The sequence below is a fragment of the Rhizobium tibeticum genome, from assembly GCF_900110205.1.
Taxonomy (GTDB): Bacteria; Pseudomonadota; Alphaproteobacteria; order Rhizobiales; family Rhizobiaceae; genus Rhizobium; species Rhizobium tibeticum.
On sequence record NZ_FOCV01000004.1, the window covers coordinates 189,420 to 213,618 of the forward strand.

Consider the following 24,199-nt stretch of genomic DNA (forward strand, 5'->3'; position numbering starts at 1 on the left):
TCCCAACATGTTGAAGCTCCTTCGGTCCCCCTCGACCGTCATCGCAGTGCTCGCCGGCATCGCCGGCGTCCTCCTCGTTCTCTATGCATGGCGCCTGCCGCCGTTCGTCACGTCAATAGAGACGACCGACAATGCTTATGTTCGAGGCTATGTCACGATCATGAGCCCGCAGGTGAGCGGCTATGTCGTCGATGTTCCCGTGAAGGACTATCAGCAGGTCAAGCAGGGCGATACGCTGGCCCAGATCGACGACCGCATCTACGCCCAGAGGCTTGCCCAGGCGCGTGCGGCGCTCGACGGGCAGAAGGCGTCGCTGGAGAATTCGCGCCAGTCGGAACTCTCGGCAAAGGCGAGCATCGCCTCCAGCCAGGCGCAGATCGATAGCGCGAACGCATCGCTGACGCGTGCGCAGCAGGCCTGGGATCGCGTCAGCAATCTCAGCAACCGCGGCATTGCATCGCAAAGTGAGACAGAAGCCGCACAGGCGACACTTGACCAGGCCAAGGCGGCGCTGAACCAGGCAAAGGCCGCGCTGGAAGTTTCCGAGCAAAACCTTGCAACGATCATCGTCAATCGCTCGCTATTGGAAGCCAATGTCTCAAGCGCGGAAGCCGCGGTGCACCTTGCGGAAATAGACCTGCAGAACACCAAGATCGTCGCGCCGCGCGACGGTCATCTCGGCGAAGTCGGCGTACGCGTCGGGCAGTATGTGACGGCGGGAACACAGCTCATGGCTGTTGTGCCAGAGGATGTTTGGGTCGTCGCGAATTTCAAGGAGACACAGCTCTATGGCATGCAGGTCGGGCAGCCGGTGACCATCACGGTCGATGCGCTTGGCAAGCAGCGCCTGAAGGGATTCATCGAGCGCTTCTCGCCCGCTGCCGGATCGGAGTTCGCGGTCATCAAGGCGGACAATGCGACTGGCAATTTCGTGAAGATCGCGCAGCGTGTCGGTGTGCGCATCGGCTTCGATGCCGACCAGCCGGCGGTAAAGGATCTGGGCCCAGGGCTCTCGGTCGTCGTCGACGTCGACAAGAACGCTCCGCCGCAGCAGAACACAGCCGCCAAATAAGCAGAAAGCCCGGCACGGGCCGGGCTTTCTTACATTTCCAGAGAGGATCTCTCGGAAAATTAGGCTTCGTCGCCTTCGAGGTCAGCTTCCGGATCGAAGAAGTCTTCCGGACGAAGAGCGTCTTCGTCAACGCCGTAGATGGCGTCAACGGAGGTGAGGGTTTCACCCTTGGACTGACGGCTTGCTTCTTCAGCCGAACGAGCAACGTTGAGCTCGACGTGGATTTCGACTTCAGCGTGGAGCTGCAGCTCAACCTTGTGCAAGCCGATCGACTTTATCGGGGTGTTCAGGTGAACCTGGTTGCGGCCGATGTTGAAGCCTTCTGCAGCGAGAATTTCAACGACGTCGCGAGCAGCGACCGAGCCGTACATCTGGCCGGTTTCGCCAGCCGAGCGGACGACGATGAACGACTTGCCGTCGAGAGCGTCAGCAACCTTCTGTGCTTCCGACTTGCGCTCGAGGTTACGAGCTTCGAGCGTTGAACGCTCGGATTCGAAACGCTTCTTGTTGGCTTCGTTGGCGCGAAGCGCCTTGCCGAGCGGCAGGAGGTAGTTGCGAGCGAAGCCGTCGCGAACCTTTACGGTTTCGCCCATCTGGCCGAGCCTGGAGATGCGTTCAAGAAGAATGACTTCCATGTTCGTGTTCCTTTCGTGTCTCTAGATTTTCGTGTCTGTCTGTTTGGGGGCATCGACATCCTTGTGCGGGGTCAGTGCGATGGCCTTGCGGGTATCGCTCAAGCCCACCACGAGGATGAAAAAGGCTGGCACCATCAGGATGAGCGATGCCAGGTAGCAGAGGATGAGCGCCGGCAGGCGCCAATCCCTGCCGCGCGTGCGAAAGTGCAGCGCGGCGAAGCCGGAAAGCAGGAAGCCGGCGCCGAAGGTGCCGACGACGGTTGCTCCGATCATCGCCGGCATGCCACCAAAGAAGGTGGCGGCAAGACCGACGAGAAAAACGAAGATCGAATTGCGGTTCATGCGCAGCGCCGAGGGGATATCCTCGCGTGGACGCAGGCCGCGGCCGGATGCGCTGACGATCCGGGTCGCGATGTAATAGGCGGCAAACAGCATGACCACCCACATGCCGCCCTGAATGGCGGGCAGCATGAGCAGAACGAGGGATTTGGTCTGCGCCGTTACCGCCGGATCGGGCGAAAACTCGGGCTGCTGCTGTGCCAGCGAGCCGAACATCACGTCCACGAGCCGATCGATGAGATCTGGGCCGTAGCCGATCATCAGTCCGACGACGATGACGGCGATCGTCACCAGGCCGCAGAGGTGCAGCAGAATGTCCGAAAGCGGATACCAGGCCATCAGATGATCGGGACCGCCGAGTTCGGAGGCCGGGCGGGCAAGGTTTGCAAGGTGGCTGAGCCAGCCGGCCGGCAGCAGCGTGACCAGCGTCATCATCAGCGCGAAGGACGGCGAGATGGCGATCGCGCCAACTGTCGCCGCGGTGACGACGGCGGAGATGGCCGCCATGTTGCCCCAGCCGAGGCCGACAAGAAGAATGGGAAGTGCGGATGCAGCATAGAGAACGGCACTGAACGACGGCTGCATGCTGGCGCCGAGCACCAGAAGTGCGGCGGTCAATCCAGCGAGCGCGCCGATGCCTAGCGTTTTTGCGTTCAGTTGCTTCACGGTCGCTGTCCTGCTTCATCGAGCAGTTAGAGGGACTTTCCTGAATCGGTTTCAGAAAGGCCTCAACATGGGTTTTAAGAGTTCCGATCCGCGCCCATCGCGAAAGGGAGAAGGGAAGGCATCGCTGCCGTCCCTCGATTTGGTCTCGTCAGCTAATTAAGCGACGACATACGGCAGCAGGCCGAGGAAACGAGCGCGCTTGATCGCCTGAGCGAGTTCGCGCTGCTTCTTCTGAGAAACAGCCGTGATACGGGAAGGAACGATCTTGCCGCGCTCGGAAATGTAGCGCTGCAGGAGACGGACGTCCTTGTAGTCGATGCGCGGAGCGTTTGCGCCGGAGAACGGGCAAGTCTTGCGACGACGATGGAACGGGCGACGGACCGGAGCGGAGGAAGCTTCAGACATTCTTAGATCTCCTTATGCACGGTCTTCGCGCGGACGGCGCGGACGATCTTCACGGTCACCGAAGCCACCTTCACGCGGCGGGCGAGGACCACGGTCGCCGAAGCCGCCTTCACGCGGGCCACGGGCGCCATCACGCGGGCCGCGGTCGTCGCGGTCGCGCTTCTGCATCATGGCAGACGGGCCTTCTTCGTGCTTTTCAACTGCGATCGTCATATAGCGCAGGACATCTTCGCTGATGCGCATCTGGCGTTCCATTTCCTGGACGGCAGCTGCCGGTGCATCGATGTCCATCAGGGCGTAGTGCGCCTTGCGGTTCTTCTTGATGCGGTAGTTGAGGGACTTGAGGCCCCAGTTCTCGATGCGCCCGACCTTGCCACCGTTAGCTTCGATGACGCCCTTGTACTGTTCTACGAGGGCATCGACCTGCTGAGCGGAAATATCCTGTCGGGCAAGGAATACATGTTCATAAAGAGCCATGACAGCTTTGCCTTTCTTGCGTTGGTTCAACCCGATATTCGGCGGCTAAGCCTCAACGACTGCTCCTGAGAGGCGGCAAGCGCCAAGCAAGAAAAGCGTTCCGAGACGGTCGAGAGCGGAGACACGGGAGGCTGGAACGCTTCCGTTCCGACGATTCTCTTGCGAAAACCGGCCCTCCGTTCAGCCACCAGCCAGAAGACCGGGTTTGCGAACAGGGCGCCTTATAAGGATTTTTGGCGGAAACGCAAGGGACAGTCAGCAATGTTGTCGCTGCGCGCTCAACGACGGAAGCCCCGCCTTGCGCAGGCCGTCGACAAAATGGTCGTAGTGGCTGGGGGCGACATAAGGTGTCAGGATCTTCCAGTAATGCTCGAGATCGGCTGGCACGTTTGTCAGGATTTCCGGGATCAGCCTCTGCGCTTCCTCCTGGCGTCCGAGTTGCCCCAGGCTGGCAAGAAGCACAACGCGATTGAAATAGGCGCGGCGGAGCGAAAGACCTCGCTCGGAGTAATGCACAGCCTCTTCGTAGTTGCCCAGGTGATAGTGCGATAGCGCAATACGGTCGAGAATGAGATAGGCCAGCGGATCGTGCGGGCTTAGCCTCGTGGCCATATAAAGGGGGTCCAGAGCTTCGACAAAGTGACCGTTGAATATCCGCGCCCAGCCGAGAGCCATATGCGCGAGGGCAAAATTGGGATTGAGGTCGATCGCCTGCTGGGCGGCCTCGATCGCCGCCGGCGCGTTATGGGCCACGAAATGCGCAAGGCACATCGCGTAGTGCGAGTAGGGGTCACGCGGGTCGAGCGTGACGGCGCGTTCCGCCTCTATTCGCAGCTCAGTGCTATCCCTGTCCACGTCGTCGCTGAAACCATGGAAGCATCGGGCGTAGAGTGAGCGGGCAAGCATCATATGGGCGCGTGCGAAATCGGGATCGAGCTCGATCGCGCGGCGGTGCCAGGCAATGGCTTCGATGAAATGCTCGACGGTATCCTGCGCGTTATGGAGCCAAGTGCCGCGCATATGGCTCTCATAAGCGTCCAGATTGTCCGTTGTCCTTATCAGCGCACGCCGGCTTTCACCAATGAGGATTTCCGGCTCGATTGCACCGACGACATTCTGCGTCAGCTCGTCCTGAATGGCGAAGATATCGGATATTTCCCTGTCGTAGCGCTGCGCCCACAGGTGAACGCCGCTTTCGGCCTCGATCAGCTGCCCGGTGACGCGGACGCGCGTCCCGGACCTGCGGACACTTCCCTCGACAAGGTAGCGGACGCCGAGATCACGTCCGATCTGCTTGACGTCGACGGCGCGCCCCTTGTAGGCGAATGAGGAGTTCTGAGCGATGACGAAAAACCAGCGGTAGAGCGAGAGCGCCGTGATGATGTCCTCGGTCAGGCCATCGGCAAAGAACTCCTGCTCCGGGTCGTCAGACATGTTGACGAAAGGCAGCACGGCGATTGAGGGCTTGTCCGGAAGTCTGAGCGGTCCACCGAGCGCGCCCGTTTCCACCGGGTCTTCCCGCCCCCAATGGACCCGATGCACTGGCACCGGGCGAGGAATGTTCTTCAGCGTGCGGTCGCCCATCGGCACGAGGGGAAAGTCCAGCTTTCCCTCGATCTGCTCGCGCAACGCGCCGGAAATGCAGATTCCGGAAGGCAGCGCTACCTCCTGCAGACGGGCTGCGACGTTCACCCCGTCGCCAAGCAGGTTCTCCCCGGAGACGACGACATCGCCGAGATTGAGCCCGAGACGGAATTCCATCCGCCGGTCCGGCGGCAGGTCGGCGTTGCGTCGATGAAGCGCGCGCTGGATCGCGACCGCAGCGCGAACGCCTTGTACGGCGCTTGGGAATTCCGCAACGACGCTGTCTCCTGCGCTGCCGAAGACCCGTCCTCCATGCTCTCGTACGAAATCGCTGATCGTAGCGGTGTAGATGCCCAGCGTCGCAAGCGCATCTTCCTCGTTGGTTGCAACGAGGCGGCTGTAGCCGGCAACGTCGCCGGCAAGGATGACTGCGAGCTTCCGTTCCACGGTATGATCGCTCCTGTGGCGCTGCCAGAGCCCCATAAACCTAGCTGAAATGCACAAAACGGAGAAGCAGAAATTGATGGCCCGGCGAAGTCACCGAAACTTGTCGTTGCAAATGCAGGCGAAAGCCGCACGGCTTCCATGCGCAGGGACGATCTGGCCAGAAAGGCCAGATCGTTGTGCGTCGGCTGACTGCCCTAGATCGGCATCGGGTACTGGCGGTGAACTTGCTCGATTTCAGCCAGAACCTCGTGTGGCAGCTTGAGGCTGACCGAACTTATGTCCGTATCGAGCTGCTTCATCGTCGTCGCGCCGATGATCACGGATGCCATGAAGCGGCGGCTCAAGCAGAATGCGAGCGCCATCGTACAAGGGTCGAGCCCGTGCCGTGCAGCGATATCGAGATAGGCCTTCGTCGGCGCTTCCTGCAAGGGCTGCAAACGGCCGCCGATGTCGCCGTTGATCGATCCGCGCGAGCCCTCCGGCTTGGCGCCGTCGACATATTTGCCGCTGAGGATGCCGCCGGCAAGCGGAGAGTAGGCGAGCAGACCGACGTCCTCATGATGCGACAACTCCGCCAGATCGAGATCGTAATGGCGGTAGAGCAGATTGTACTCGTTCTGGATCGTCGCGACGCGCGGCAGATCGAGCTGTTCGGAAAGCGTTAGATATTTTTGCGTGCCCCAGCTCGTCTCGTTGGAGAGGCCGAAGGCGCGCACCTTGCCCTCCTTCACCAGTTCGCCGATTGTCTCGAGGATTTCGATGACATTGGCGAGCGCCTTCGCGCGGTCCTGCTTGAAGGGATCGTAGTGCCAAGCCTGGCGGAAATGGAAATGCCCTCGGCTCGGCCAGTGAACCTGGTAGAGGTCGATGTAGTCCGTCTTCAGCCGCTTCAGGCTCGCCTCGATCGCCAAGCGAATGTTGTTGGCGTCGGCGCCGTCGCCGTCGCGAATATAGGAGCGGCCGGGACCCGCGACCTTGGTGGCCAGTACGATATCCTTGCGCTTGCCAGTCTTCTGGAACCAGCCGCCGATGTACTCTTCCGTCAGCCCCTGCGTCTCCACCGAAACCGGCGTGGTGGGATAAAGCTCGGCCGTGTCGAAGAAGTTGACGCCTTTGTCGACGCAATAGTCCATCTGCCCATGCGCCTCGGCCTCCGTGTTTTGCGTGCCCCAGGTCATGGTGCCGAGGCAGATTTCGGACACGGAAATATCCGTGCGGCCAAGTTTCTTGTATTTCATCGGAAAGCCTTGAAGGTGATCTGGAAAAGAAAAGGTCTGGAAGGACGGCGCAAATCTAGACCGGAATTGTGCAAGCGCAAGAGGCAAAACCGGGCTTTCTCGCAGGCGCAAAAGCCTTGGAACGCGGGCGTCCGGCACTTGACTCTCTGACAAAGAATGTCAATTGGAGGCAAAACGCTGAAAGGCCCATGTAAAAGGGACGTAGGATGACCATCGCTTTCACATTTCCGGGGCAGGGCAGCCAGGCTGTCGGCATGGGCAAGGATCTAGCCGAGAATTTCGCCGAGGCACGCGCCGTCTTCCAAGAAGTCGACGAAGCTCTGGGCGAGAAGCTCTCCGAGACCATGTTCACCGGTCCGGAAGACACGCTGACGCTGACCGCGAATGCACAGCCGGCGCTGATGGCGGTCTCGATGGCCGTCATTCGCGTCCTGGAAGCCAAGGGTGTCGATCTGGAGGCGAAGGTCTCCTACGTCGCCGGCCATTCGCTCGGCGAATACGCCGCGCTTTGCGCCGCCGGGACCTTCTCGCTTGCGGATACCGCGCGCCTGCTGCGCATTCGCGGCAATGCCATGCAGGCTGCCGTACCGGTTGGCGTCGGCGCGATGGCTGCCATCATTGGCCTCGAACATGCCGATGTCGTCGCCCTCTGCGAAGTGGCCTCAGCCGTCGGCTCCTGCCAGGTCGCCAACGACAATGGCGGCGGCCAGATCGTCATTTCGGGCGAGAAGGCAGCCGTCGAGAAGGGCGCTGCGATTGCCAGCGAAAAGGGTGCCAAGCGCGCAATCCTGCTCCCGGTCTCCGCTCCTTTCCATTCTTCGCTGATGGCGCCCGCTGCTGAAGCGATGCGTGAAGCGCTGGCTGGCGTGAAGAAGTCGAACCCGGTCGTGCCCTTGATCGCAAATGTGCGTGCCGCACCGGTGACCGACGCCGACAAGATTGCCAGGCTGCTCGTCGAGCAAGTCACGGGCCAGGTCCGCTGGCGCGAGACGGTTGAATGGTTCGCGGCCAATGGCGCGACGACCCTTTATGAGATTGGCTCCGGCAAGGTCCTGACCGGCCTCGCACGCCGCATCGACAAGACCGTGAACGGCATTGCCGTCAATACGCCCGCCGATATCGATGCGGCCGTTGCCGCTCTGATGGCCTGATTGATTTAACGATTACAAGGAACGCTTCCATGCTCGATCTTTCCGGCCGCAAGGCTCTCGTTACCGGCGCATCCGGCGGTATTGGCGAGGAAATCGCCCGTATCCTTCACAAGCAGGGCGCCATCGTCGGCCTCCACGGAACGCGAGTCGAGAAGCTCGAGGCGCTGGCGAATGATCTCGGCGATCGCGTCAAGATCTTTCCGGCGAACCTTGCAGACCGTGACGAAGTCAAAGCACTCGGAGTCAAAGCCGAGGCCGATCTCGAAGGCGTCGACATCCTCGTCAACAATGCCGGCATCACGAAGGACGGCCTGTTTGTTCGTATGAGCGATGAAGACTGGGATAACGTCATCGAAGTGAACCTGACGGCGATGTTCCGCCTGACGCGCGAGCTGACGCATCCGATGATGCGGCGCCGTTATGGCCGCATCATCAACATCACCTCGGTCGTTGGCGTTACCGGCAACCCCGGTCAGGCGAACTACTGCGCCTCCAAGGCAGGCATGATCGGCTTCACCAAGTCGCTGGCTCAGGAGATTGCAACCCGCAACGTCACTGTCAACTGCGTGGCGCCGGGCTTCATCGAGTCCGCCATGACCGGCAAGCTGAACGACAAGCAGAAGGAAGCGATCATGGGAGCGATCCCGATGAAGCGCATGGGCACGGGCGCCGAAGTTGCCTCCGCCGTTGCCTATCTCGCCTCGTCGGAAGCTGCGTATATGACTGGCCAGACGCTGCACGTAAACGGCGGCATGGCCATGATCTGAAACGGGAAACTGCCTTCCGGGCAGATTTTCCCCGCAATAGCGTGTTGACCAACCCGATGGGGTTGATTTTCTGGCTTTGCGGCAGACTTAAACCGTGTTAAGCGGGCCATGACTGTCAACAGTCTCCCGAGAAAGCAGACGGACCGGCGGGCTTTTGTGCAAGCCTGGGACATTTCTGGTAGCCGGGGTCAAAGAGTTTGCCGAGGTGGCTTCAAGGGGCGCCGCAGGCTGAAACAGGGTAGGGATGTCACAAGGCATTCTGATCAGGACATAAGGTCGAGGAAACCGACATGAGCGATATCGCAGAACGCGTAAAGAAAATTGTTATTGATCATCTTGGCGTCGATGCCGACAAGGTTGTTGAAAGCGCCAGCTTTATCGACGATCTGGGCGCAGACTCGCTCGATACCGTCGAACTGGTCATGGCGTTCGAAGAAGAATTCGGCGTTGAGATTCCGGATGACGCTGCTGACTCGATCCTGACGGTCGGCGATGCCGTAAAGTTTATCGAAAAGGCTCAGGCTTAATCCTGAGCATTTAAAAAAGGGCGGACCCGGAGTCCGCCCTTTTTTAGTTCTGGCATGGTTCTCCAAGAACACAAAAAGGCGGGGAATGCGGTCGATGAGACGGGTCGTTATAACAGGTACCGGTATGGTATCGCCCTTGGGATGCGGAACGGAAGTGACGTGGTCTCGCTTGCTTGCGGGTCACAACGGCGCCCGCCTGGTCACTGAATTCGAAATCGACGACCTCCCCGCAAAGATCGCCTGCCGCATTCCGGTTGGTGACGGCAGCGACGGCACCTTCAATGTCGACGACTGGATGGAGCCCAAGGAACAGCGCAAGGTCGATCCCTTCATCATCTATGGCATGGCAGCCGCCGACATGGCGCTGAACGATGCGAACTGGCATCCGCAGACGGACGAAGAGCAGGTCTCGACGGGCGTGCTGATCGGTTCCGGCATTGGTGGCATTGAAGGTATTGTCGAAGCCGGCTATACGCTGCGCGACAAGGGCCCGCGCCGTATTTCTCCATTCTTCATTCCCGGCCGTCTGATCAACCTCGTATCCGGCCAAGTATCGATCCGTCACAAGCTGCGTGGGCCGAACCACTCGGTGGTCACGGCATGCTCGACCGGCGCGCACGCGATCGGCGACGCAGCCCGTCTCATCGCATTCGGCGATGCCGACGTCATGGTCGCGGGGGGCACGGAGTCCCCGGTCAGCCGCATCTCACTGGCCGGCTTCGCCGCCTGCAAGGCGCTGTCCACCCAGCATAACGACAATCCGACCAAGGCATCGCGTCCATACGATAAGGACCGCGACGGCTTCGTCATGGGTGAGGGCGCCGGCATCGTCGTTCTCGAAGAACTGGAACACGCCCAGGCGCGTGGCGCCAAGATCTATGCCGAGGTCGTGGGCTATGGTCTTTCCGGTGACGCCTATCACATCACCGCCCCGTCAGAGGACGGCGAAGGCGCGCAGCGTTGCATGACGATGGCGTTGAAACGCGCCGGCTTGACGCCCGCGGATATCGACTACATCAACGCGCATGGCACATCGACGATGGCCGATACGATCGAACTCGGTGCCGTCGAGCGCCTGGTCGGCAATGCGGCCTCCAAGATCTCGATGTCGTCGACGAAGTCTGCGACGGGCCACCTGCTCGGTGCGGCCGGCGCGATCGAGGCGATCTTTGCAACGCTTGCCATCCGCGATAGTGTTGCGCCTCCGACGCTCAATCTCGACAATCCTGAGCGCGAGAGCGCAATCGATCTCGTTCCGCACAAGGCGCGCCAGCGGGAAATCAACGTCGCGTTGTCGAATTCCTTCGGATTCGGCGGTACGAATGCATCGTTGGTGCTGCGCCGCTACGTCGCTTGAGTGCAGGCGTTGACGTCCTGACAGTGGGGCTGCACCACGCGCGGCGTGGCCCTACCTGCATTTTGCCGCATTGCTTAGCAAGAAGCGGGACTTGAGGCCAAGTTAGAGGATTGCCGGTGAGCGATACGAACCACAGCAACGGGACGATCGGCGAGGAAAGCCAGCAGACGCAGAGCGGGCCGATTATTCCCAAGTCGCCGAGCGAGGCGCTTCGGCCGGAACGCGTGCCCGAGCCACCGAAGCGCTCGAAGAAGGCGCGCAGCCAGGTTATCATTTTCCTGAACTTCCTGATGACGCTGGTCGTGCTCGGCTGCGCGGCCGCCGTCTTCCTTTTCTATTACGCGATCTCTGCCTACCAGAATCCCGGTCCGCTGGAGACAAATACGAATTTCATCGTGCGAAGCGGCGCCGGCGTTGCCGAGATCGCCGCAAGCCTCGAACGCAACAACATCGTGTCGGACGCACGTATCTTCCGTTATCTCACCACGACGCATCTTGACGACGGCGAGAGCCTCAAGGCGGGCGAGTACGAAATCAAGGCGCATGCTTCCATGAACGACATCATGGAACTGCTGAAATCCGGAAAGTCGATCCTGTATTCCGTCGCGTTTCCGGAAGGCCTCACAGTCCGCCAGATGTTCAATCGTCTGAACGAGGATAGCGTGCTGGAAGGCGACCTGCCGACCGTCGTGCCTGCCGAAGGAAGCCTGCGTCCGGATACCTACAAGTTCTCGCGCGGCACGAAGCGGGCCGAGATCATCGAGCAGATGGCTGCGGCACAGCAGAAGCTCGTCGACCAGGTTTGGGATAAGCGCGACCCGTCGCTGCAGCTCAAGTCAAAGGACGAACTGATCATCCTTGCTTCGATCGTCGAAAAGGAGACCGGCGTTCCGGACGAGCGTGCCCATGTGGCTTCCGTATTTCTCAACCGGCTGGACAAGGGGATGCGCCTCCAGTCCGATCCGACGATCATTTACGGGCTGTTCGGCGGCGATGGAAAGCCGGCGGATCGCCCGATCTATCAATCAGACCTTAAGAAGGAAACGCCCTTCAACACTTATGTAGTCAAGGGCCTTCCCCCGACGCCGATCGCCAATCCGGGCCGAGACGCACTGGAGGCTGTCGCCAATCCCTGGAAGACGCAGGATCTTTATTTCGTTGCCGACGGTTCCGGCGGGCATGTCTTCGCAGCCACGCTCGAGGAGCACAATGCCAACGTCAAACGCTGGCGTCAGCTGGAAGCGGCCAAGGGTGCCGACCCCAATATTGTCGTTGACGGACAGCCTGAAAGCCAGACGCAGTCGGATGCGCCTGCCGCGCCGGCTGCCCAGAAGAAAAAGAAAACGAACTGATTTTCGGAGGCTTGCATGGCTTTGCAGTCCATGACCGGTTTTGCACGGTGTGAAGGCACGAGTGGCCGCTGGCGCTGGGCGTGGGAACTGCGGTCGGTCAACGGCAAGGGCTTGGATCTGCGCTTGCGCCTCCCGCCAGGGCTGGAGCGCATGGAAAATGATGTTCGCCGCCTTGCCGGCGAGCGCTTCAGCCGCGGCAATATGCAGGCGTCGCTTTCCGTCTCTGCCGGCGAGAGCCGCATTGAAACCGTCCTCAATCAGGAAGCGCTCTCCGCCGTGCTCGCCTTGCGTGACCAGCTTGGCGGCATCATCGATCCCGCGCCATTGCAGTTGGATACTTTGCTCGCCATCCCCGGCATCATTGAATTCCGTGAGACCGAAGACGGCGATGAAGCGATCGCAGCGCGCGATGCCGACATTGTCGAAGGCCTGATCACGGCCCTTGCCGACTTGCGTCAGATGCGCGAACTGGAGGGTGCCGCATTGTCGCGTGTCCTTCTGGACCACATCGCCACGATCGAAGGATTGACGCAGACCATCGACCGTGACCCCTCCCGATCTCCGCAAGAGATTGCTGGCCGACTGGCTGCGCAAGTCGCCTTGCTGATGGATGGTTCGGGAAAGCTGGATCGCGACAGGCTACATGCGGAAGCCGCGTTGTTGGCCACCAGGGCGGATCTTCGCGAAGAGATCGACCGCCTGAAGGCGCATGTGGTTGCCGCCCGCGACCTGCTCAGCAAGGGCGGTCCCGTCGGGCGGAAGCTCGATTTCCTTGCACAGGAATTTAACCGCGAATCGAATACCATCTGCGCGAAGTCGAATGTCGCTGCGGTCACGGCCGCCGGCATCGAGCTGAAAGTCGCTATCGACCAGTTCCGCGAGCAGGTCCAGAATCTGGAGTAGACCAATGAAGCCGGCGAAAACCGCGCCCATCCCGATAGCCCGCCGCGGTCTCATGCTCGTCATCTCGTCGCCATCGGGCGCCGGGAAGTCGACGATCGCTCGCACCCTGCTGGAAACGGACAAGCAGATCGGTTTGTCCGTCAGTGTGACCACACGCCAGCGCCGGCCAAGCGAGATTGAGGGCATCCACTATCATTTTAAGTCGGTCCGCGAATTCGAACGGCTGCGCGATGCCGACGAATTGCTGGAGTGGGCCGAGGTGCACGGCAATTTCTATGGCACGCCGCGGGAGCCCGTCGAGCAGGCGATGGCAGACGGCCGCGACATGCTGTTCGATATTGATTGGCAGGGCGCACAGCAGCTTCAGGACAAGATGTCCGCCGATGTCGTGTCCATCTTTGTTCTGCCGCCGACGATGACGGAGCTTCAGTCCCGCCTGCATCGCCGGGCCGAGGACACGGAGGAGGTCATCGCGACGCGTCTCGCCAATTCGCGCTCGGAGATCGGGCATTGGCGGGAGTACGACTACGTCATTGTCAATGACGATTTGAACGCTGCTTTCGAGGCGGTGCAATCGATCGTTCGTTCCGAACGGCTACGCCGCGACCGGCGCCACGGCATGTTTGATTTCGTCACAAAGCTGCTTGAGGAAACGCCGGCTCTTTAAAGGCTGTTGGCAAGCAGGCAGAACTCGGCGACCGACAGCGTCTCGGCCCGCCGTTGCGGGTCAATGCCCGCCTTGTTGAGCAAGGCCTCGCCGCCGAGGGGCTTGAGGCTCTGGCGCAGCATCTTGCGACGCTGGCCGAAGGCCGCGTGGGTGACCTTTTCCAGATCAGCGATAGAGCAGGGGATCGGGTTCTCATTCGGGGTCAGATGAACGACCGTCGACGTCACTTTCGGTGGCGGCGTGAAGGCCTGCGGCGACACATCAAACGCCATATGCACGTTCGTGCGCCATCCGCAAAGCACGCCAAGACGTCCATAGTGATCATCCTCTTCGGTCGCGACGATGCGCTCGCCGACTTCCTTCTGGAACATCAGCGTCAGCGATTGCCAGAAGGGAGGCCACTTTCTCGGCAGGATCCAATTGACCAGCAGCTGGGTGCCCACATTGTAGGGCAGGTTGGCGATGATCTTCACCGGACCTTCTGGGGGCAGAGCTTCGAAGTCCGTCTTCAATGCGTCGCCTTCAATGACCTCAAGCCGTCCCGGATAGTGGTCTGCAATTTCGGCGAGGGCCGGTAGACAGCGAGAATCACGCTCGACGGCGATCACTTTCTTTGCGCCGAGCGCCAGAATGGCGCGCGTCAGGCCCCCAGGGCCCGGGCCGACTTCGAAAACCGTGACGTCCTCCAGCGAGCCGGCCGTTCGCGCAACCTTTTGCGTCAGGTTGAGATCGAGCAGAAAATTCTGGCCGAGCGCCTTCCGTGCATCAAGGCCATGACGTTGAATGACATCGCGCAGGGGCGGCAGCCCATCCAAGGCAGCCATCAAAGGCGCCCTTCCATAGTGCGTCCAAGGTGACCGGCGAGCTTCAGGGCTGCGACGAGGCTGCCTTCGCGTGCAAGTCCCTTGCCGGCAATGCCGAAGGCGGTACCATGATCGGGCGAGGTGCGCACGAAGGGCAAGCCAAGGGTGACGTTGACAGAATCGTCGAAGCCAAGCGCCTTGGCCGGTATCAGCGCCTGGTCGTGATACATGCAGATGGCGACGTCGTAACGCGCCCGAGCCTCGTCGTGAAACATGGTGTCGGCGGGCAGGGGCCCGATCGCATTGATGCCTTCGGACCTAAGGAACTGGATGGCCGGCTTGATGATCGCCTCATCCTCTTTGCCGATCGTGCCGTCTTCTCCGGCGTGCGGATTGAGACCGGCTATCGCGAGCCGCGGCTGCTCGATCCCGAAGCGACGCCTAAGGTCGGCATCAGCGATCCGGCAGGTCTCGACGATGAGTTCCGCCGTCAGCGCCTGAGGCACGTCCTTGAAGGGGATATGGATTGTGACCGGAATGGTGCGGAGCTTTGGACCGGCGAGCATCATCACCGGCATAGCTGCCTGTCCCGTCGCTCGTGCGGCGAGATCTGCCAGAAATTCGGTGTGTCCCGGGAAGGGGAAGCCGGACTCGTAAAGCACCGACTTGGCGATTGGATTGGTGACGACGCCAAGGGCTTCACCTGAAATCGTCAGCGAGACGGCTGTTTCGATCGCAGCGATCGTGGCCTTCGCTGTTGCGACGTGGGGCTCGCCCGCCACAACCCCGACGCCTGCAGCTATGGGAAGCACGGGGAGGGCATCGGCAAAGACGTCATTGGCGTTGGCACAATCGGTCTCGCGAATGGCAACCGTCAGGCCCAGCAGCTTGGCACGCAACGCCAGCACATCAGGGTCGCCAATGAACACGAACGGAGGGAGCCCGAGCTCCCTGCGCCGCATCCAAGCCAGCAATGTGATGTCGGGGCCGACACCGGCCGGATCGCCCTGGCTCAGCGCGAGCGGACGCGAGAACGAAATCGCCATCTTGCTCAGGGGCGCATGATCTGCGCCTTCTTGCGCAGCTCTTCGAGATATTTCTGGGCGTTCGGGTTTTCCGGAGGTGCGTTCTTCCCTGCCTTCGCCTTGTCGAGGTCTTCCTGGCGGAACACCATTTCCGCTGCCTGGTCGTCGGACACCTGACGCTGGCTGCAGATGGCGATATATTCCACACCCCTGTCGGTGACGCGCGTCGCTGTCGTGTTGCCCTTGGCCTGCTCGACGAGCGGCTTCCACTCTGCCGGAAGTTCGGGTGCCATAACGCGGCCGAGGTCGCGTACCGATACGTCGCGCATCGTTGCAGCAAACACCTTAGCCTGCTCGCAACCCGGATACTTCGACCGCGATGCCTCGGCTTCGCTCTTGCGCTTGCCGACGATGCCCTTCTTGCTGGCGGGGACGACGAAGATCATCTGCTGCAGAATATATTCCGTGGTTTCCGGCTTCTGCTTGTTCTCCATCATGCGGGCAACAAGGTCGGAATTCGACATACGGGCGCTCGAGCCGTAGCGCGCATTGACGAGGCGCGGCCAGCTCATCTGTACGGCAATGAAAGCCTTGAAATGAGCGACACCGACGCCGGCGCGTTCGAGAATCTGCGTCATCTGATCGGTCGTCAGCTTGTTGCCGCTCGCAAACCGCGCGAACGATGCATCGACGTCGTCCTTGGAAACCGACATGCGCACGCGCGCGATTTCCTGCTGCTTCAGTGCTTGGTCGACCAGTTGTTCTTCGGCGGCCTTCGCATCAGCCTTCTGGTGCTGCAGCCGGAGGAATGCCTGGCGCTTGGCGACATCACCGCTGGTTATGGCCGTGCCGTTGACGACCACTCTGACTTCGCTTGCTGCAAAAACTGATCCTGTCTGCGGTGAGGCAAACGCTGCCAGCATTGCGAAAGCCGCGCCGGCAATCATCGCTTTGACGGTTCTTTTGGCGCCAATCATCTATCGACCCTTCCCATTGACGCCGCGCACTTATGTCGCGGCGCGCATACCTTCTCGAGACAAACGGGCGTTGCCGCTGTAAATTGGAAATTCAGCATATGCCCTAGATATCAACTGGCGACAATGTCCTGCATAGTCTTACGGCGAAAGAAAGGCCCTTTCTTCCGCCGTACTACTGAACTCTCCGTCAATTCTGGTAGATGGTCGTGTTGGTATCCACCGCGCCGCCGAGGTTGATGTCGCCCAGCGTGCGGAAGGTCAACCTGGCGCCAATACTCCAGTCGCTGGCGGTTTCGGCGCTGGTATCACGCTTTTCGCTATATGCGATCGTAAAGATCGTGCATTCGTCCTCATAGGTCAGGCCGAATGTTTTCCTCACGATGCTGTTGTCCTGAAGATCCCAGGCTATGCCGCCAAATACCGACCAATAATCCTTGAATTTAACAGTTCCCTTGGCCTGGATCTCATCGTTGTCCTCCGCAAAGCCATACGCCGGCTGCGCTGCGACATGCGTGTAGATCAGCTGGCTTTGGAAGTTGTCGTTCTGGAAGCCGGCTGTCAAATCGCCGCGACGGAAACCGAGGTTCTTTTCGTCGAGCCGATAGGAGGCTGCGAGGGCGAGGCCCTGCGGCGTTTCAATGCCGCCGAGACCGACGAAGTCGGACACGTCGCTCTCCAGACCGGAGTCCGCGCCGACATTCACCAGATCTGCTGTGTCGAAGGAATTCTGGCCGCCGAGCTGGTAGGACTGGCCGAATATGCCGTGCAGCTTGTAACCATTGTCGAACGTGCCAGTGTACTGGAAGCCGACGTTGGCGCGCGTGCCACCCTCGATGCGGTCGTAACCGGCGAACTTGTCACGTTCGAAAAGATTGGTCGCGTCGAACACAAAGCTCTGCGCGTCCTCGTTCGGAAGACCGCCGGCAAGGCGTTCGTCGGGCCGCGCATAGATTTGAACGATGGGCTCGAACAGGTGCGTGCTGTTTGCGGTCGTGCCAAGGATGGGATAGCGCATTTCCAACCCGGCGGTAAACATCGAACGCGTCGCCGCATTGCTGTCGTCGTAGTTGCCGTCATAGACAAACGTGCCAGAGGTCGGCGGCGGTGTCATGTTCAACGCCAAGGCATCACCGCGCGCAGCGAGCAGCGGCGTGATCAGGAAACCCTCAGGCGTCACAAACGTCCGCTTCCATTCCAGTTCGCCCGTCAGACGGGACGTCTGGCCGTCAAGACCACGGAACCGGTCGAATCCTGCGACGCTGTAGAAGTCGTCGTGAGTGCGCGACAGGTTCGTGAAGTTGACATCGGCAGAGAGTTCCCCTCCGGCGAGCGGCTGCGGCGCCACGAAGTGATAGTCCATCACCGGATAGACGATTGCCTGCTGCTTCTCGGCGACGTCGTTTGGATCGGCGTTCTGCACGTCGAAATAGAACGAGCGCAGATCGAAGTAATTCCGCTTGCCGAGACCGGTCAGGTAGACCTGGTTTGTCTTTGTCGAGTAGTCCAGTCCTTTCAGACTATATGTGCGAGAGAAGTTGTTGTCGCTCTGCGCCATGACGTCCCAGCCGAACGCCCAGCGAGGGTTGATCTGGAAATCTCCCTTCGACGCTACAACGCCGCGGAAGTCATTTTCGGCATCACTCGTGCCGGCCGTGAAGGTCTCCGGGCTGAGCTGATTGATACCAGCCATGCGCAACGTGTGCGTGCCGTTTTCAAATCTCTGACGATATTCTGCGTCGAGCAGAAAGCCTTGCGTCGTATAACCTGTGCCCGTGACCGTTAGGTCGCTGCTCGGCGAAATAACATAGTAATACGGGACGGACAGGCCGAAGCCGAGATTTTGAGCGGTGACAAAACTAGGAAACAGGAAGCCGGACTTCCGCTTCACGGTGTTGTCGGGAACTTCGATCCACGGTACGTAGGCAAGCGGATGACCAAGGAGCTCAAAGCGCGCCTTTTCGAGGCGAATCGTATGCTTGACGCCGTCCTGGATAACCCGTTCAGCCTTGACCTGCCAGAAGGGAGGCCGTTCCGGTTTCTCGGCGCAAGGCAAACACGCAGTATAGACACCCTTGTTCAGGATCATTTGCGTGCCGCCAACACGCTCACCGGTTTCGGCGACCAGGCGCGTATTGTCGGCGGTTTCGATTCTCAGCGCGTTGACGAAGCCGTTGCCGAAGTCGTCAGTGACGTCAAGCTTGTCGGCGTACATGCGATTGCCGTCGGGGCTAACGAGCTCGACGTTGCCAAGCGCCATCAGGCGCCCGGTCTGCTGATTATACTCGACGCGCTGCGACACCATCTTGTAGCCGGCGTAGTTGATCTGCACGCCGCCAATGGCCGAAACGATCTGCGCGTCCTTGTTATAGACGAGCTCGTTTGCCGACAGAATCAGCTTTTCGTCGCCGGATACGTTCGGCTTCATATTTTGCAGGGCATCCTGTGCGAAAGCAGCAGGAAGGCCGTTGGAATAGGTAGACAGAGCCGCGCCTACGAACAGGGCAACCAACCGTTTACTAAGAGTCTTGCGGTCGCCTGCCGCCACTAGCCATCCTCCTGATGAAGCAGAATTGTTGCACCCAAAGCCAAGGCGACGGTGACCGGAATCCACGTCGCCACGAAAGGCGGGACAACCCCACTGCTTCCGAATGCTTTTACAAGCACGGTGACCACATAAAGCACGAAGCCTGACAGGATTCCACCCAGAATCACCGACCTCGATTGGTTGAACCGGCTAAATTTTAGAGACACTGTTGCAGCAATGAGAGTCATGGCAACAAGCAGCAGTGGCTGGGACAACAATGAATGAAATTGCGTCTCGAGAGCCTTGGTCGGAATCCCAAAGGATTTCGCTGCGTCAATTCGGCTCGAAAGATCAAAAAATCCAATAGTTTCAGGGGCTGTTAGCCTCTGCTGGACGAAATCCTGTTTCAAATTGGTGCGGACTCGCACCTCATCCTTGCGTGCCGCGACTTCGCCCGGACGGCGCTCCACAACATTCTTAAGAAGCCAGTAACCATCTTCCAATTTTGCCGACGCGGCGTCCTGTCTCAGGATGATGTGGTCGGTCGAATCGAAATGCACGAATACCGCATCCATAAGCAGCGTGCCGTTCTCCAGAACCGTATGCGCTCCTATGATCGCATCGTCCCCGCTGCTGATCTGGCGAAGCCACGGAACCTGCGGCGCGGCATTCGTCGCCGAGCCTTCTCCGCGCCAGTTGCTCTCGACGATGGCGGCCTGACGTTGCCCCCATGCTGCCAGCGGATTGAGGACCGTCATGACCAGGACGCCGAGCAAAAAGGCGCCGGCAAGGAAGGGCGACATAAACTGCCAAACCGAGATGCCGGCAGCGCGCGTCACGACCAGTTCGTATTTTCTGTTGAGGCCGATCAAAACCGTCATGCCCACAAAGAGGGCAATGAAGGGAACGGTCTGCTGCATAATGAGCGGCAGGCGCACGGCCGTCATCACGAGGCCGCCTGTCACGGTGTAGCCGGGAAGGCCGGAGAGGCGGCCAGCCGTCTCGCTGAAATCCACGAGGTAGACGATGCCGATCACACCGAGAAAGAACCACATTGTGGTCAGCAGATAACGACGGAAGAAATAGCGGCCGAGCGTCCCGAAGATCATGCGCTACCTCCCGCGGAGGGTCCTGCCGACCGCCCGAAGCGACGCAACAGTCTTTGCCAAGATGCGGCGATGTGGTCGCTCATTGCGGACACGACCGACAGGCGCTTGTGATGCGACAGAGACGCGATTGCGAGGAGGCTGGCGATCACGGGAATCGCATAGAGGACACCAATATACTCGGGATCAGTGTCGATCTGATTAGCGGCGTAGAATGACGCCCAACGAATCGCGAATGCAAAGATGAGCGCCGCCACCATCGGATGCAGCCGCGCTTCGCGATGGGAGCGCGCATCACCGGCAATCGCCAGCGAAATCAGCGCAAACACCATCGGCAGAACCCAATCCGTCAGACGGCGGTGCAATTCGGCACGATAACTGCCGGGCTTGGCGACGTAGTCCTTGTCGTTCGGATCCGGATTGAGCAAAAACGGAAGCTCGCGGTCGGATGCACGAAGCGTTGCCTGACCGCGGTTCTGCGTCAGATCGGACAGGTCGAAGGAGTAGGAATCGAAGCGGATGACGGAGACTTCGCCGGTCTGCGTTTTGCGGTGAACCTCGCCATCATGCATGATGAGCGACGTGCCCTTCTCGTCAACAGCGCCTTCCCGTGCGTAGTAGATGAGCTCGAACGCAGGGTCACGCTCGTCGACGACGAACAAGCCCTTAAGCACACGCCCCGCCAGCCGCTCCGATATCTGCACATAAAGACCGGTATCGATGCGGCGGAAGTTCTTCTCCTCAATAACCGTGGAGAGCAGATCCGCGTAAGCCGCAGCCACCATCTGTCGAACGCCGGTCTTGGCCTTCGGCTCGACGACGTTGTCCACCAGAAAGGAAAAGACGCTGATAACCGCGGCGAGGATAAGAATCGGGCGCAGGATGATGCCGCGCTTGGCTCCGGCCGCATCGATGACGGTCAGCTCCGAATCGTTGTTCATCGTCGTCAGCGTCTGCGTGACACCAATAACAAGTGCGAACGGCAGCACGATCGGAATGATCGATGGAAGGATCAGCGTCGCCAGCTTGGCAAACGACCCCATCGACTGGCCGCTGTCGGTTACCAGATTGACGCGCTGCAGAACCTGAGTCGTCCAAATGATCGCGAGCACCGGCAACAGGGCAACGAGAAACATCTGGCCAACACGCCGGAGTATATATGTTTCAAGCAGTTTCATTCACGCCCTTGAACGCCATTTGCGAACCGATGCCGCTATGCAGCGAAATCCATCTACGCTCTTTGGTTGGCTTTTGCGACAAGCCAGCGTCGAAAATTCATTCAAATTTCAGATTTTTTTTTGCCCTGTGGCGAATCGGTGAGAGCGAGAAGACCTGCGAAGATAACAATGGACGAAAGCCATCCGAGGATCACGTCGGAAAGATAGTGCGCGCCGAAAGCAACCCGCATGGCGGGTGCCAGAAACGAGACCGCGGAAAGGGGGAGGGCAAGGGCGGAACGCGCTGGCTGCGGTATCAGGAAAATGAGACAGAAGACCCAGCCGGCGCCCGCCGCTTCGCCGGAAACGAAGGAGCAGTTCGACATGCATTTTCCGGCCATGGAGCCTGCGTGCACGAAGTCGAGGTGGCCGCCGAAATCGAGAGTCTGCCAAGGCCGCGGTCTGCCCCAGTGTGCCTTGAGGAGGACATTCACCAGGATCACCGGGCCGATGATCAGCGAGCCGAGAGCGACCTTGAATGCGCGCGCGCGTGCGACATTGAAGGTGGTTCCACAGTGCCAATAGCACACCGCTAGTTTCCACAGCATCATGGGGGCGATGAGATATGGCAGCCGGAAAAAGAGAATCCTCAGCAGCCCGAGGTAGGTTTCTTGCCGGTAGGGAAAATACCCGCAGGTTCCGCCAACAGTGGCTGCGGCCTTGCAGGCTTCCTGCACAAAAAAGTGTTTAGATGCGTAGATATCGATCTGGGGAAAGGCATTGAACAGCAAAAGCAGCAGCCACCAGAGACAGAGCAGACCGATAAATGCACGGGCGGGAGCGTCGTTCGATGCAGCGAAACGCCAAGTTGCTCGCGCCCTCGATAATCCTAATGTCGAAATCACCATGCAATTCCTGTGGACTCAATTCCACCAGAGGAATATGCGCCAATGATGACATCCCTTTAACGAGTTCGCGGCTAGTCAAGCAGCCACATCGTCGGGCCGAAGACTTGTCTTCGGGGGTGAAACCCGAAATGATCGGGTGGAGCGGATTTAGGAAAATCCCACTGGAGAAGATATGTCAGCCAAGTTCGATATTTCATTTGAGACGTCCGCCGATATCGTCGGTGGCTACGCGATTCTGCTGCAGGCAGGCGGAGCCGATCTTGCCGCCGGAGCCAAGGTCGCTGACCCCGCTGGCGTGATCGCCAGAGCCGCAAAGATCGCCGGCTTCTCCGCCAAGCCGACGACCGTATTGGATCTCGTCGCTCCCGAAGGTTCAACTGCCGAGCGGCTTATTGTTGTCGGCCTCGGCAAGCCGGAGGAACTCACCGCTCACGATTGGCTGAAGGCCGGTGGGGTCGCTGCGTCCAAGATCAAGAAGGCTGAAAAGGTCGCGATCTTCGTCGATGCGCCGGGTGCCGGCGTTGGCGCCAAAGAGGCGGCGGATTTTGCGCTTGGAATGCTATTGCGTGCCTACAGCTTCGACACTTACAAGACCAAAAAGAAGGACGAGGACGGCAATAACCGGAATGGACGGGTGGCGGTGACGATCGTTATCGCCAATGCGACCGATGCCGCCGAGGCCTTCAGGGTCTCCGAAGCTGTCGCCGCAGGGGTCAATCTGGCTCGCGATCTCGTGAATGAGCCGCCGAATGTTCTGGGTCCTGTGGAGTTCGCAGCCAAGGCAAGCGACCTGGAAAAGCTCGGCGTTGAGGTTGAAATCCTCACCGAGAAGGAGATGCAGAAGCTTGGTATGGGTGCGCTGCTAGGCGTGGCGCAAGGCTCCGTCAGGCCTCCGCGACTGGCAGTCATGCAGTGGAAAGGCGGCAAGAGCGGCGAAAGCCCGATCGCCTTCATTGGCAAGGGCGTCGTTTTTGACACCGGTGGCATCTCGATCAAGCCCGCTGCCGGCATGGAGGAAATGAAAGGCGACATGGGTGGCGCTGCGGCCGTCACCGGCCTGATGCATGTCCTCGCGGCGCGCAAGGCGGCCGTGAACGCCGTGGGCATCATCGGCCTCGTCGAGAACATGCCCGACGGAAACGCCCAGCGCCCCGGCGACATCGTCACCTCCATGTCTGGCCAGACGATCGAGGTCATCAATACCGATGCCGAGGGCCGGCTCGTGCTGTGTGATGCGCTCTGGTATTGCAACGACCGCTTCAAGCCCAAATTCATGATCAATTTGGCAACCTTGACGGGCGCGATTCTTGTTGCGCTCGGCAACGTCCATGCCGGTCTGTTCTCGAATGATGACGCGCTCTCTGAACAACTGACTGCGGCTGGACTGACGACGAGCGAGAAGCTCTGGCGCATGCCGCTCGGTAAAGAATATGACAAGCTGATCGACAGCAAGTTCGCTGACATGAAGAACACCGGCGGCCGCCATGCGGGCTCGATCACCGCGGCTCATTTCCTGAAACGGTTTGTGCAGGACACGCCTTGGGCGCACCTCGACATCGCGGGAACAGCAATGGGCTCACCGCAGGACGAGATCAATCAGTCCTGGGGTTCCGGCTACGGTGTGCGCCTGCTTGATGAGCTGGTGCGTGCCAACTACGAGTCATGACGGAAGTCCTGTTCTATCATCTGACGGAATCCAAGCTGGAGGACGCCCTTCCGCCGCTGCTCGAAAAAAGCGTCGAGCGCGGCTGGCGGGTTGCCGTGCAGCTCAAGGATGCGGCGCGGCGCGACCTGCTTGATCAGCATCTGTGGACATTTCGGGAGGATAGCTTCCTGCCGCATGGCACCGATGAGGGGGACTTCGCAGTAAGTCAGCCGGTTCTCCTCACCGTTTCCGAAGGGAATGCCAACGCCGCGACAGTTCGGTTTATCGTCGATGGTGCAGAGCCACCGCCGGTCGAAACCTATCAGCGGATCGTTTTCATGTTCGATGGTTACGACCAGGAGCAGCTGGAAGGTGCCCGCGCGCAATGGAAGAAGCTGAAAGGTGAGGGGCACAGCCTGACATACTGGCAGCAAACACCCGAGGGGCGATGGGAGAAGAAGGCTTGA

General features: G+C 59.9%; 23 protein-coding genes. 10 read left to right on the top strand and 13 right to left on the bottom strand.

Translation table 11 applies throughout. The features are described from left to right. The first annotated feature begins 7 nt into the window (after positions 1-7). Positions 8-1,072 (top strand): HlyD family secretion protein, encoded by a 1,065-nt coding sequence (locus BSG20_RS06325; RefSeq protein WP_072372416.1) that lies wholly within the window; start codon positions 8-10, stop codon positions 1,070-1,072. Positions 1,073-1,131: 59 nt separating this feature from the next. Here BSG20_RS06325 and rplI read toward each other — a convergent pair whose 3' ends face one another. From rplI to BSG20_RS06355, 6 genes are all read right to left on the bottom strand, one after another. Beyond that, a complete protein-coding gene (gene rplI, locus BSG20_RS06330) occupies positions 1,132-1,707 on the bottom strand; it encodes a 50S ribosomal protein L9 (protein WP_072372418.1) in 576 nt (191 codons plus the stop codon). A gap of 21 nt (positions 1,708-1,728) precedes the next feature. Then, positions 1,729-2,712, bottom strand: coding sequence for a YybS family protein (locus BSG20_RS06335; protein WP_047520252.1), 984 nt, complete (start codon positions 2,710-2,712; stop codon positions 1,729-1,731). 156 nt (positions 2,713-2,868) lie between these two features. Continuing rightward, a complete protein-coding gene (gene rpsR / locus BSG20_RS06340) occupies positions 2,869-3,117 on the bottom strand; it encodes a 30S ribosomal protein S18 (protein WP_004680498.1) in 249 nt (82 codons plus the stop codon). A 12-nt stretch (positions 3,118-3,129) separates the two neighbouring features. Beyond that, positions 3,130-3,594 carry a 30S ribosomal protein S6 gene (gene rpsF, locus BSG20_RS06345; protein WP_072372677.1) on the bottom strand — a complete coding sequence of 155 codons (465 nt, stop codon included), beginning with the start codon at positions 3,592-3,594 and terminating at the stop codon, positions 3,130-3,132. 255 nt (positions 3,595-3,849) lie between these two features. Further along, the gene (locus BSG20_RS06350) at positions 3,850-5,625 is read right to left on the bottom strand and encodes an adenylate/guanylate cyclase domain-containing protein (RefSeq protein WP_072372420.1); all 1,776 of its coding nucleotides are present in this window, start codon (positions 5,623-5,625) and stop codon (positions 3,850-3,852) included. A 194-nt stretch (positions 5,626-5,819) separates the two neighbouring features. Continuing rightward, on the bottom strand, positions 5,820-6,863 hold the full coding sequence (locus BSG20_RS06355) for an aldo/keto reductase (protein ID WP_072372422.1): 1,044 nt from the start codon (positions 6,861-6,863) through the stop codon (positions 5,820-5,822). A gap of 206 nt (positions 6,864-7,069) precedes the next feature. Here BSG20_RS06355 and fabD point away from each other — a divergent pair, with 206 nt between their 5' ends. From fabD to gmk, 7 genes are all read left to right on the top strand, one after another. Further along, complete coding sequence (fabD, locus tag BSG20_RS06360; protein ID WP_072372424.1) at positions 7,070-8,014, top strand: ACP S-malonyltransferase; 945 nt, start codon at positions 7,070-7,072, stop codon at positions 8,012-8,014. A 29-nt stretch (positions 8,015-8,043) separates the two neighbouring features. Next, the gene (gene fabG / locus BSG20_RS06365) at positions 8,044-8,781 is read left to right on the top strand and encodes a 3-oxoacyl-[acyl-carrier-protein] reductase (protein WP_037134586.1); all 738 of its coding nucleotides are present in this window, start codon (positions 8,044-8,046) and stop codon (positions 8,779-8,781) included. Positions 8,782-9,071: 290 nt separating this feature from the next. Next, a complete protein-coding gene (locus tag BSG20_RS06370; protein ID WP_003547058.1) occupies positions 9,072-9,308 on the top strand; it encodes an acyl carrier protein in 237 nt (78 codons plus the stop codon). A gap of 94 nt (positions 9,309-9,402) precedes the next feature. Continuing rightward, complete coding sequence (gene fabF, locus BSG20_RS06375) at positions 9,403-10,665, top strand: beta-ketoacyl-ACP synthase II (protein ID WP_072372680.1); 1,263 nt, start codon at positions 9,403-9,405, stop codon at positions 10,663-10,665. A gap of 116 nt (positions 10,666-10,781) precedes the next feature. Beyond that, positions 10,782-12,017 (top strand): endolytic transglycosylase MltG, encoded by a 1,236-nt coding sequence (mltG, locus tag BSG20_RS06380; RefSeq protein WP_072372425.1) that lies wholly within the window; start codon positions 10,782-10,784, stop codon positions 12,015-12,017. A 15-nt stretch (positions 12,018-12,032) separates the two neighbouring features. After that, positions 12,033-12,920, top strand: coding sequence for a YicC/YloC family endoribonuclease (locus BSG20_RS06385; RefSeq protein WP_072372428.1), 888 nt, complete (start codon positions 12,033-12,035; stop codon positions 12,918-12,920). A gap of 4 nt (positions 12,921-12,924) precedes the next feature. Further along, positions 12,925-13,587 (top strand): guanylate kinase, encoded by a 663-nt coding sequence (gmk, locus tag BSG20_RS06390; RefSeq protein ID WP_072372431.1) that lies wholly within the window; start codon positions 12,925-12,927, stop codon positions 13,585-13,587. Here the strand turns inward: gmk and rsmA are convergent. From rsmA to BSG20_RS06425, 7 genes are all read right to left on the bottom strand, one after another. Further along, the gene (rsmA, locus tag BSG20_RS06395) at positions 13,584-14,411 is read right to left on the bottom strand and encodes a 16S rRNA (adenine(1518)-N(6)/adenine(1519)-N(6))-dimethyltransferase RsmA (protein WP_072372434.1); all 828 of its coding nucleotides are present in this window, start codon (positions 14,409-14,411) and stop codon (positions 13,584-13,586) included. The two genes, gmk and rsmA, sit on opposite strands and share 4 nt — an antisense overlap. After that, positions 14,411-15,436: a 4-hydroxythreonine-4-phosphate dehydrogenase PdxA gene (pdxA, locus tag BSG20_RS06400; RefSeq protein WP_072372437.1), complete on the bottom strand. Its 1,026-nt coding sequence runs from the start codon at positions 15,434-15,436 to the stop codon at positions 14,411-14,413. Before pdxA ends, rsmA begins: the two co-directional genes overlap by 1 nt. Before the next feature lie 5 nt (positions 15,437-15,441). Continuing rightward, positions 15,442-16,392: a SurA N-terminal domain-containing protein gene (locus tag BSG20_RS06405; protein WP_072372440.1), complete on the bottom strand. Its 951-nt coding sequence runs from the start codon at positions 16,390-16,392 to the stop codon at positions 15,442-15,444. Positions 16,393-16,579: 187 nt separating this feature from the next. Continuing rightward, positions 16,580-18,937 carry an LPS-assembly protein LptD gene (locus BSG20_RS06410; protein WP_072372443.1) on the bottom strand — a complete coding sequence of 786 codons (2,358 nt, stop codon included), beginning with the start codon at positions 18,935-18,937 and terminating at the stop codon, positions 16,580-16,582. Beyond that, on the bottom strand, positions 18,937-20,025 hold the full coding sequence (gene lptG / locus BSG20_RS06415; RefSeq protein ID WP_024316480.1) for an LPS export ABC transporter permease LptG: 1,089 nt from the start codon (positions 20,023-20,025) through the stop codon (positions 18,937-18,939). The genes BSG20_RS06410 and lptG overlap by 1 nt, the downstream gene beginning before the upstream one ends. Then, positions 20,022-21,200, bottom strand: coding sequence for an LPS export ABC transporter permease LptF (gene lptF, locus BSG20_RS06420; protein WP_072372446.1), 1,179 nt, complete (start codon positions 21,198-21,200; stop codon positions 20,022-20,024). The genes lptG and lptF overlap by 4 nt, the downstream gene beginning before the upstream one ends. Positions 21,201-21,301: 101 nt before the next feature. Continuing rightward, on the bottom strand, positions 21,302-22,084 hold the full coding sequence (locus BSG20_RS06425) for a phosphatase PAP2 family protein (RefSeq protein ID WP_244541268.1): 783 nt from the start codon (positions 22,082-22,084) through the stop codon (positions 21,302-21,304). A gap of 175 nt (positions 22,085-22,259) precedes the next feature. Between BSG20_RS06425 and BSG20_RS06430 the strand changes: the two genes are divergently transcribed. Further along, entirely contained in the window at positions 22,260-23,753 is a 1,494-nt protein-coding gene (locus tag BSG20_RS06430) for a leucyl aminopeptidase (protein WP_072372449.1), read from the top strand. Then, positions 23,750-24,199, top strand: coding sequence for a DNA polymerase III subunit chi (locus BSG20_RS06435; protein WP_072372452.1), 450 nt, complete (start codon positions 23,750-23,752; stop codon positions 24,197-24,199). Before BSG20_RS06430 ends, BSG20_RS06435 begins: the two co-directional genes overlap by 4 nt.

Coding starts and splice junctions, on each gene's coding strand:
- BSG20_RS06405 (WP_072372440.1), bottom strand. CDS start 16,392: ATGATTGGCGCCAAAAGAACCGTCAAAGCGATGATTGCCGGCGCGGCT.
- fabG (WP_037134586.1), top strand. CDS start 8,044: ATGCTCGATCTTTCCGGCCGCAAGGCTCTCGTTACCGGCGCATCCGGC.
- BSG20_RS06325 (WP_072372416.1), top strand. CDS start 8: ATGTTGAAGCTCCTTCGGTCCCCCTCGACCGTCATCGCAGTGCTCGCC.
- fabF (WP_072372680.1), top strand. CDS start 9,403: ATGAGACGGGTCGTTATAACAGGTACCGGTATGGTATCGCCCTTGGGA.
- gmk (WP_072372431.1), top strand. CDS start 12,925: ATGAAGCCGGCGAAAACCGCGCCCATCCCGATAGCCCGCCGCGGTCTC.
- lptG (WP_024316480.1), bottom strand. CDS start 20,025: ATGATCTTCGGGACGCTCGGCCGCTATTTCTTCCGTCGTTATCTGCTG.
- rsmA (WP_072372434.1), bottom strand. CDS start 14,411: ATGGCTGCCTTGGATGGGCTGCCGCCCCTGCGCGATGTCATTCAACGT.
- rpsF (WP_072372677.1), bottom strand. CDS start 3,594: ATGGCTCTTTATGAACATGTATTCCTTGCCCGACAGGATATTTCCGCT.
- BSG20_RS06435 (WP_072372452.1), top strand. CDS start 23,750: ATGACGGAAGTCCTGTTCTATCATCTGACGGAATCCAAGCTGGAGGAC.
- BSG20_RS06430 (WP_072372449.1), top strand. CDS start 22,260: ATGTCAGCCAAGTTCGATATTTCATTTGAGACGTCCGCCGATATCGTC.
- pdxA (WP_072372437.1), bottom strand. CDS start 15,436: ATGGCGATTTCGTTCTCGCGTCCGCTCGCGCTGAGCCAGGGCGATCCG.
- rpsR (WP_004680498.1), bottom strand. CDS start 3,117: ATGTCTGAAGCTTCCTCCGCTCCGGTCCGTCGCCCGTTCCATCGTCGT.
- BSG20_RS06370 (WP_003547058.1), top strand. CDS start 9,072: ATGAGCGATATCGCAGAACGCGTAAAGAAAATTGTTATTGATCATCTT.
- BSG20_RS06385 (WP_072372428.1), top strand. CDS start 12,033: ATGGCTTTGCAGTCCATGACCGGTTTTGCACGGTGTGAAGGCACGAGT.
- fabD (WP_072372424.1), top strand. CDS start 7,070: ATGACCATCGCTTTCACATTTCCGGGGCAGGGCAGCCAGGCTGTCGGC.
- rplI (WP_072372418.1), bottom strand. CDS start 1,707: ATGGAAGTCATTCTTCTTGAACGCATCTCCAGGCTCGGCCAGATGGGC.
- BSG20_RS06355 (WP_072372422.1), bottom strand. CDS start 6,863: ATGAAATACAAGAAACTTGGCCGCACGGATATTTCCGTGTCCGAAATC.
- lptF (WP_072372446.1), bottom strand. CDS start 21,200: ATGAAACTGCTTGAAACATATATACTCCGGCGTGTTGGCCAGATGTTT.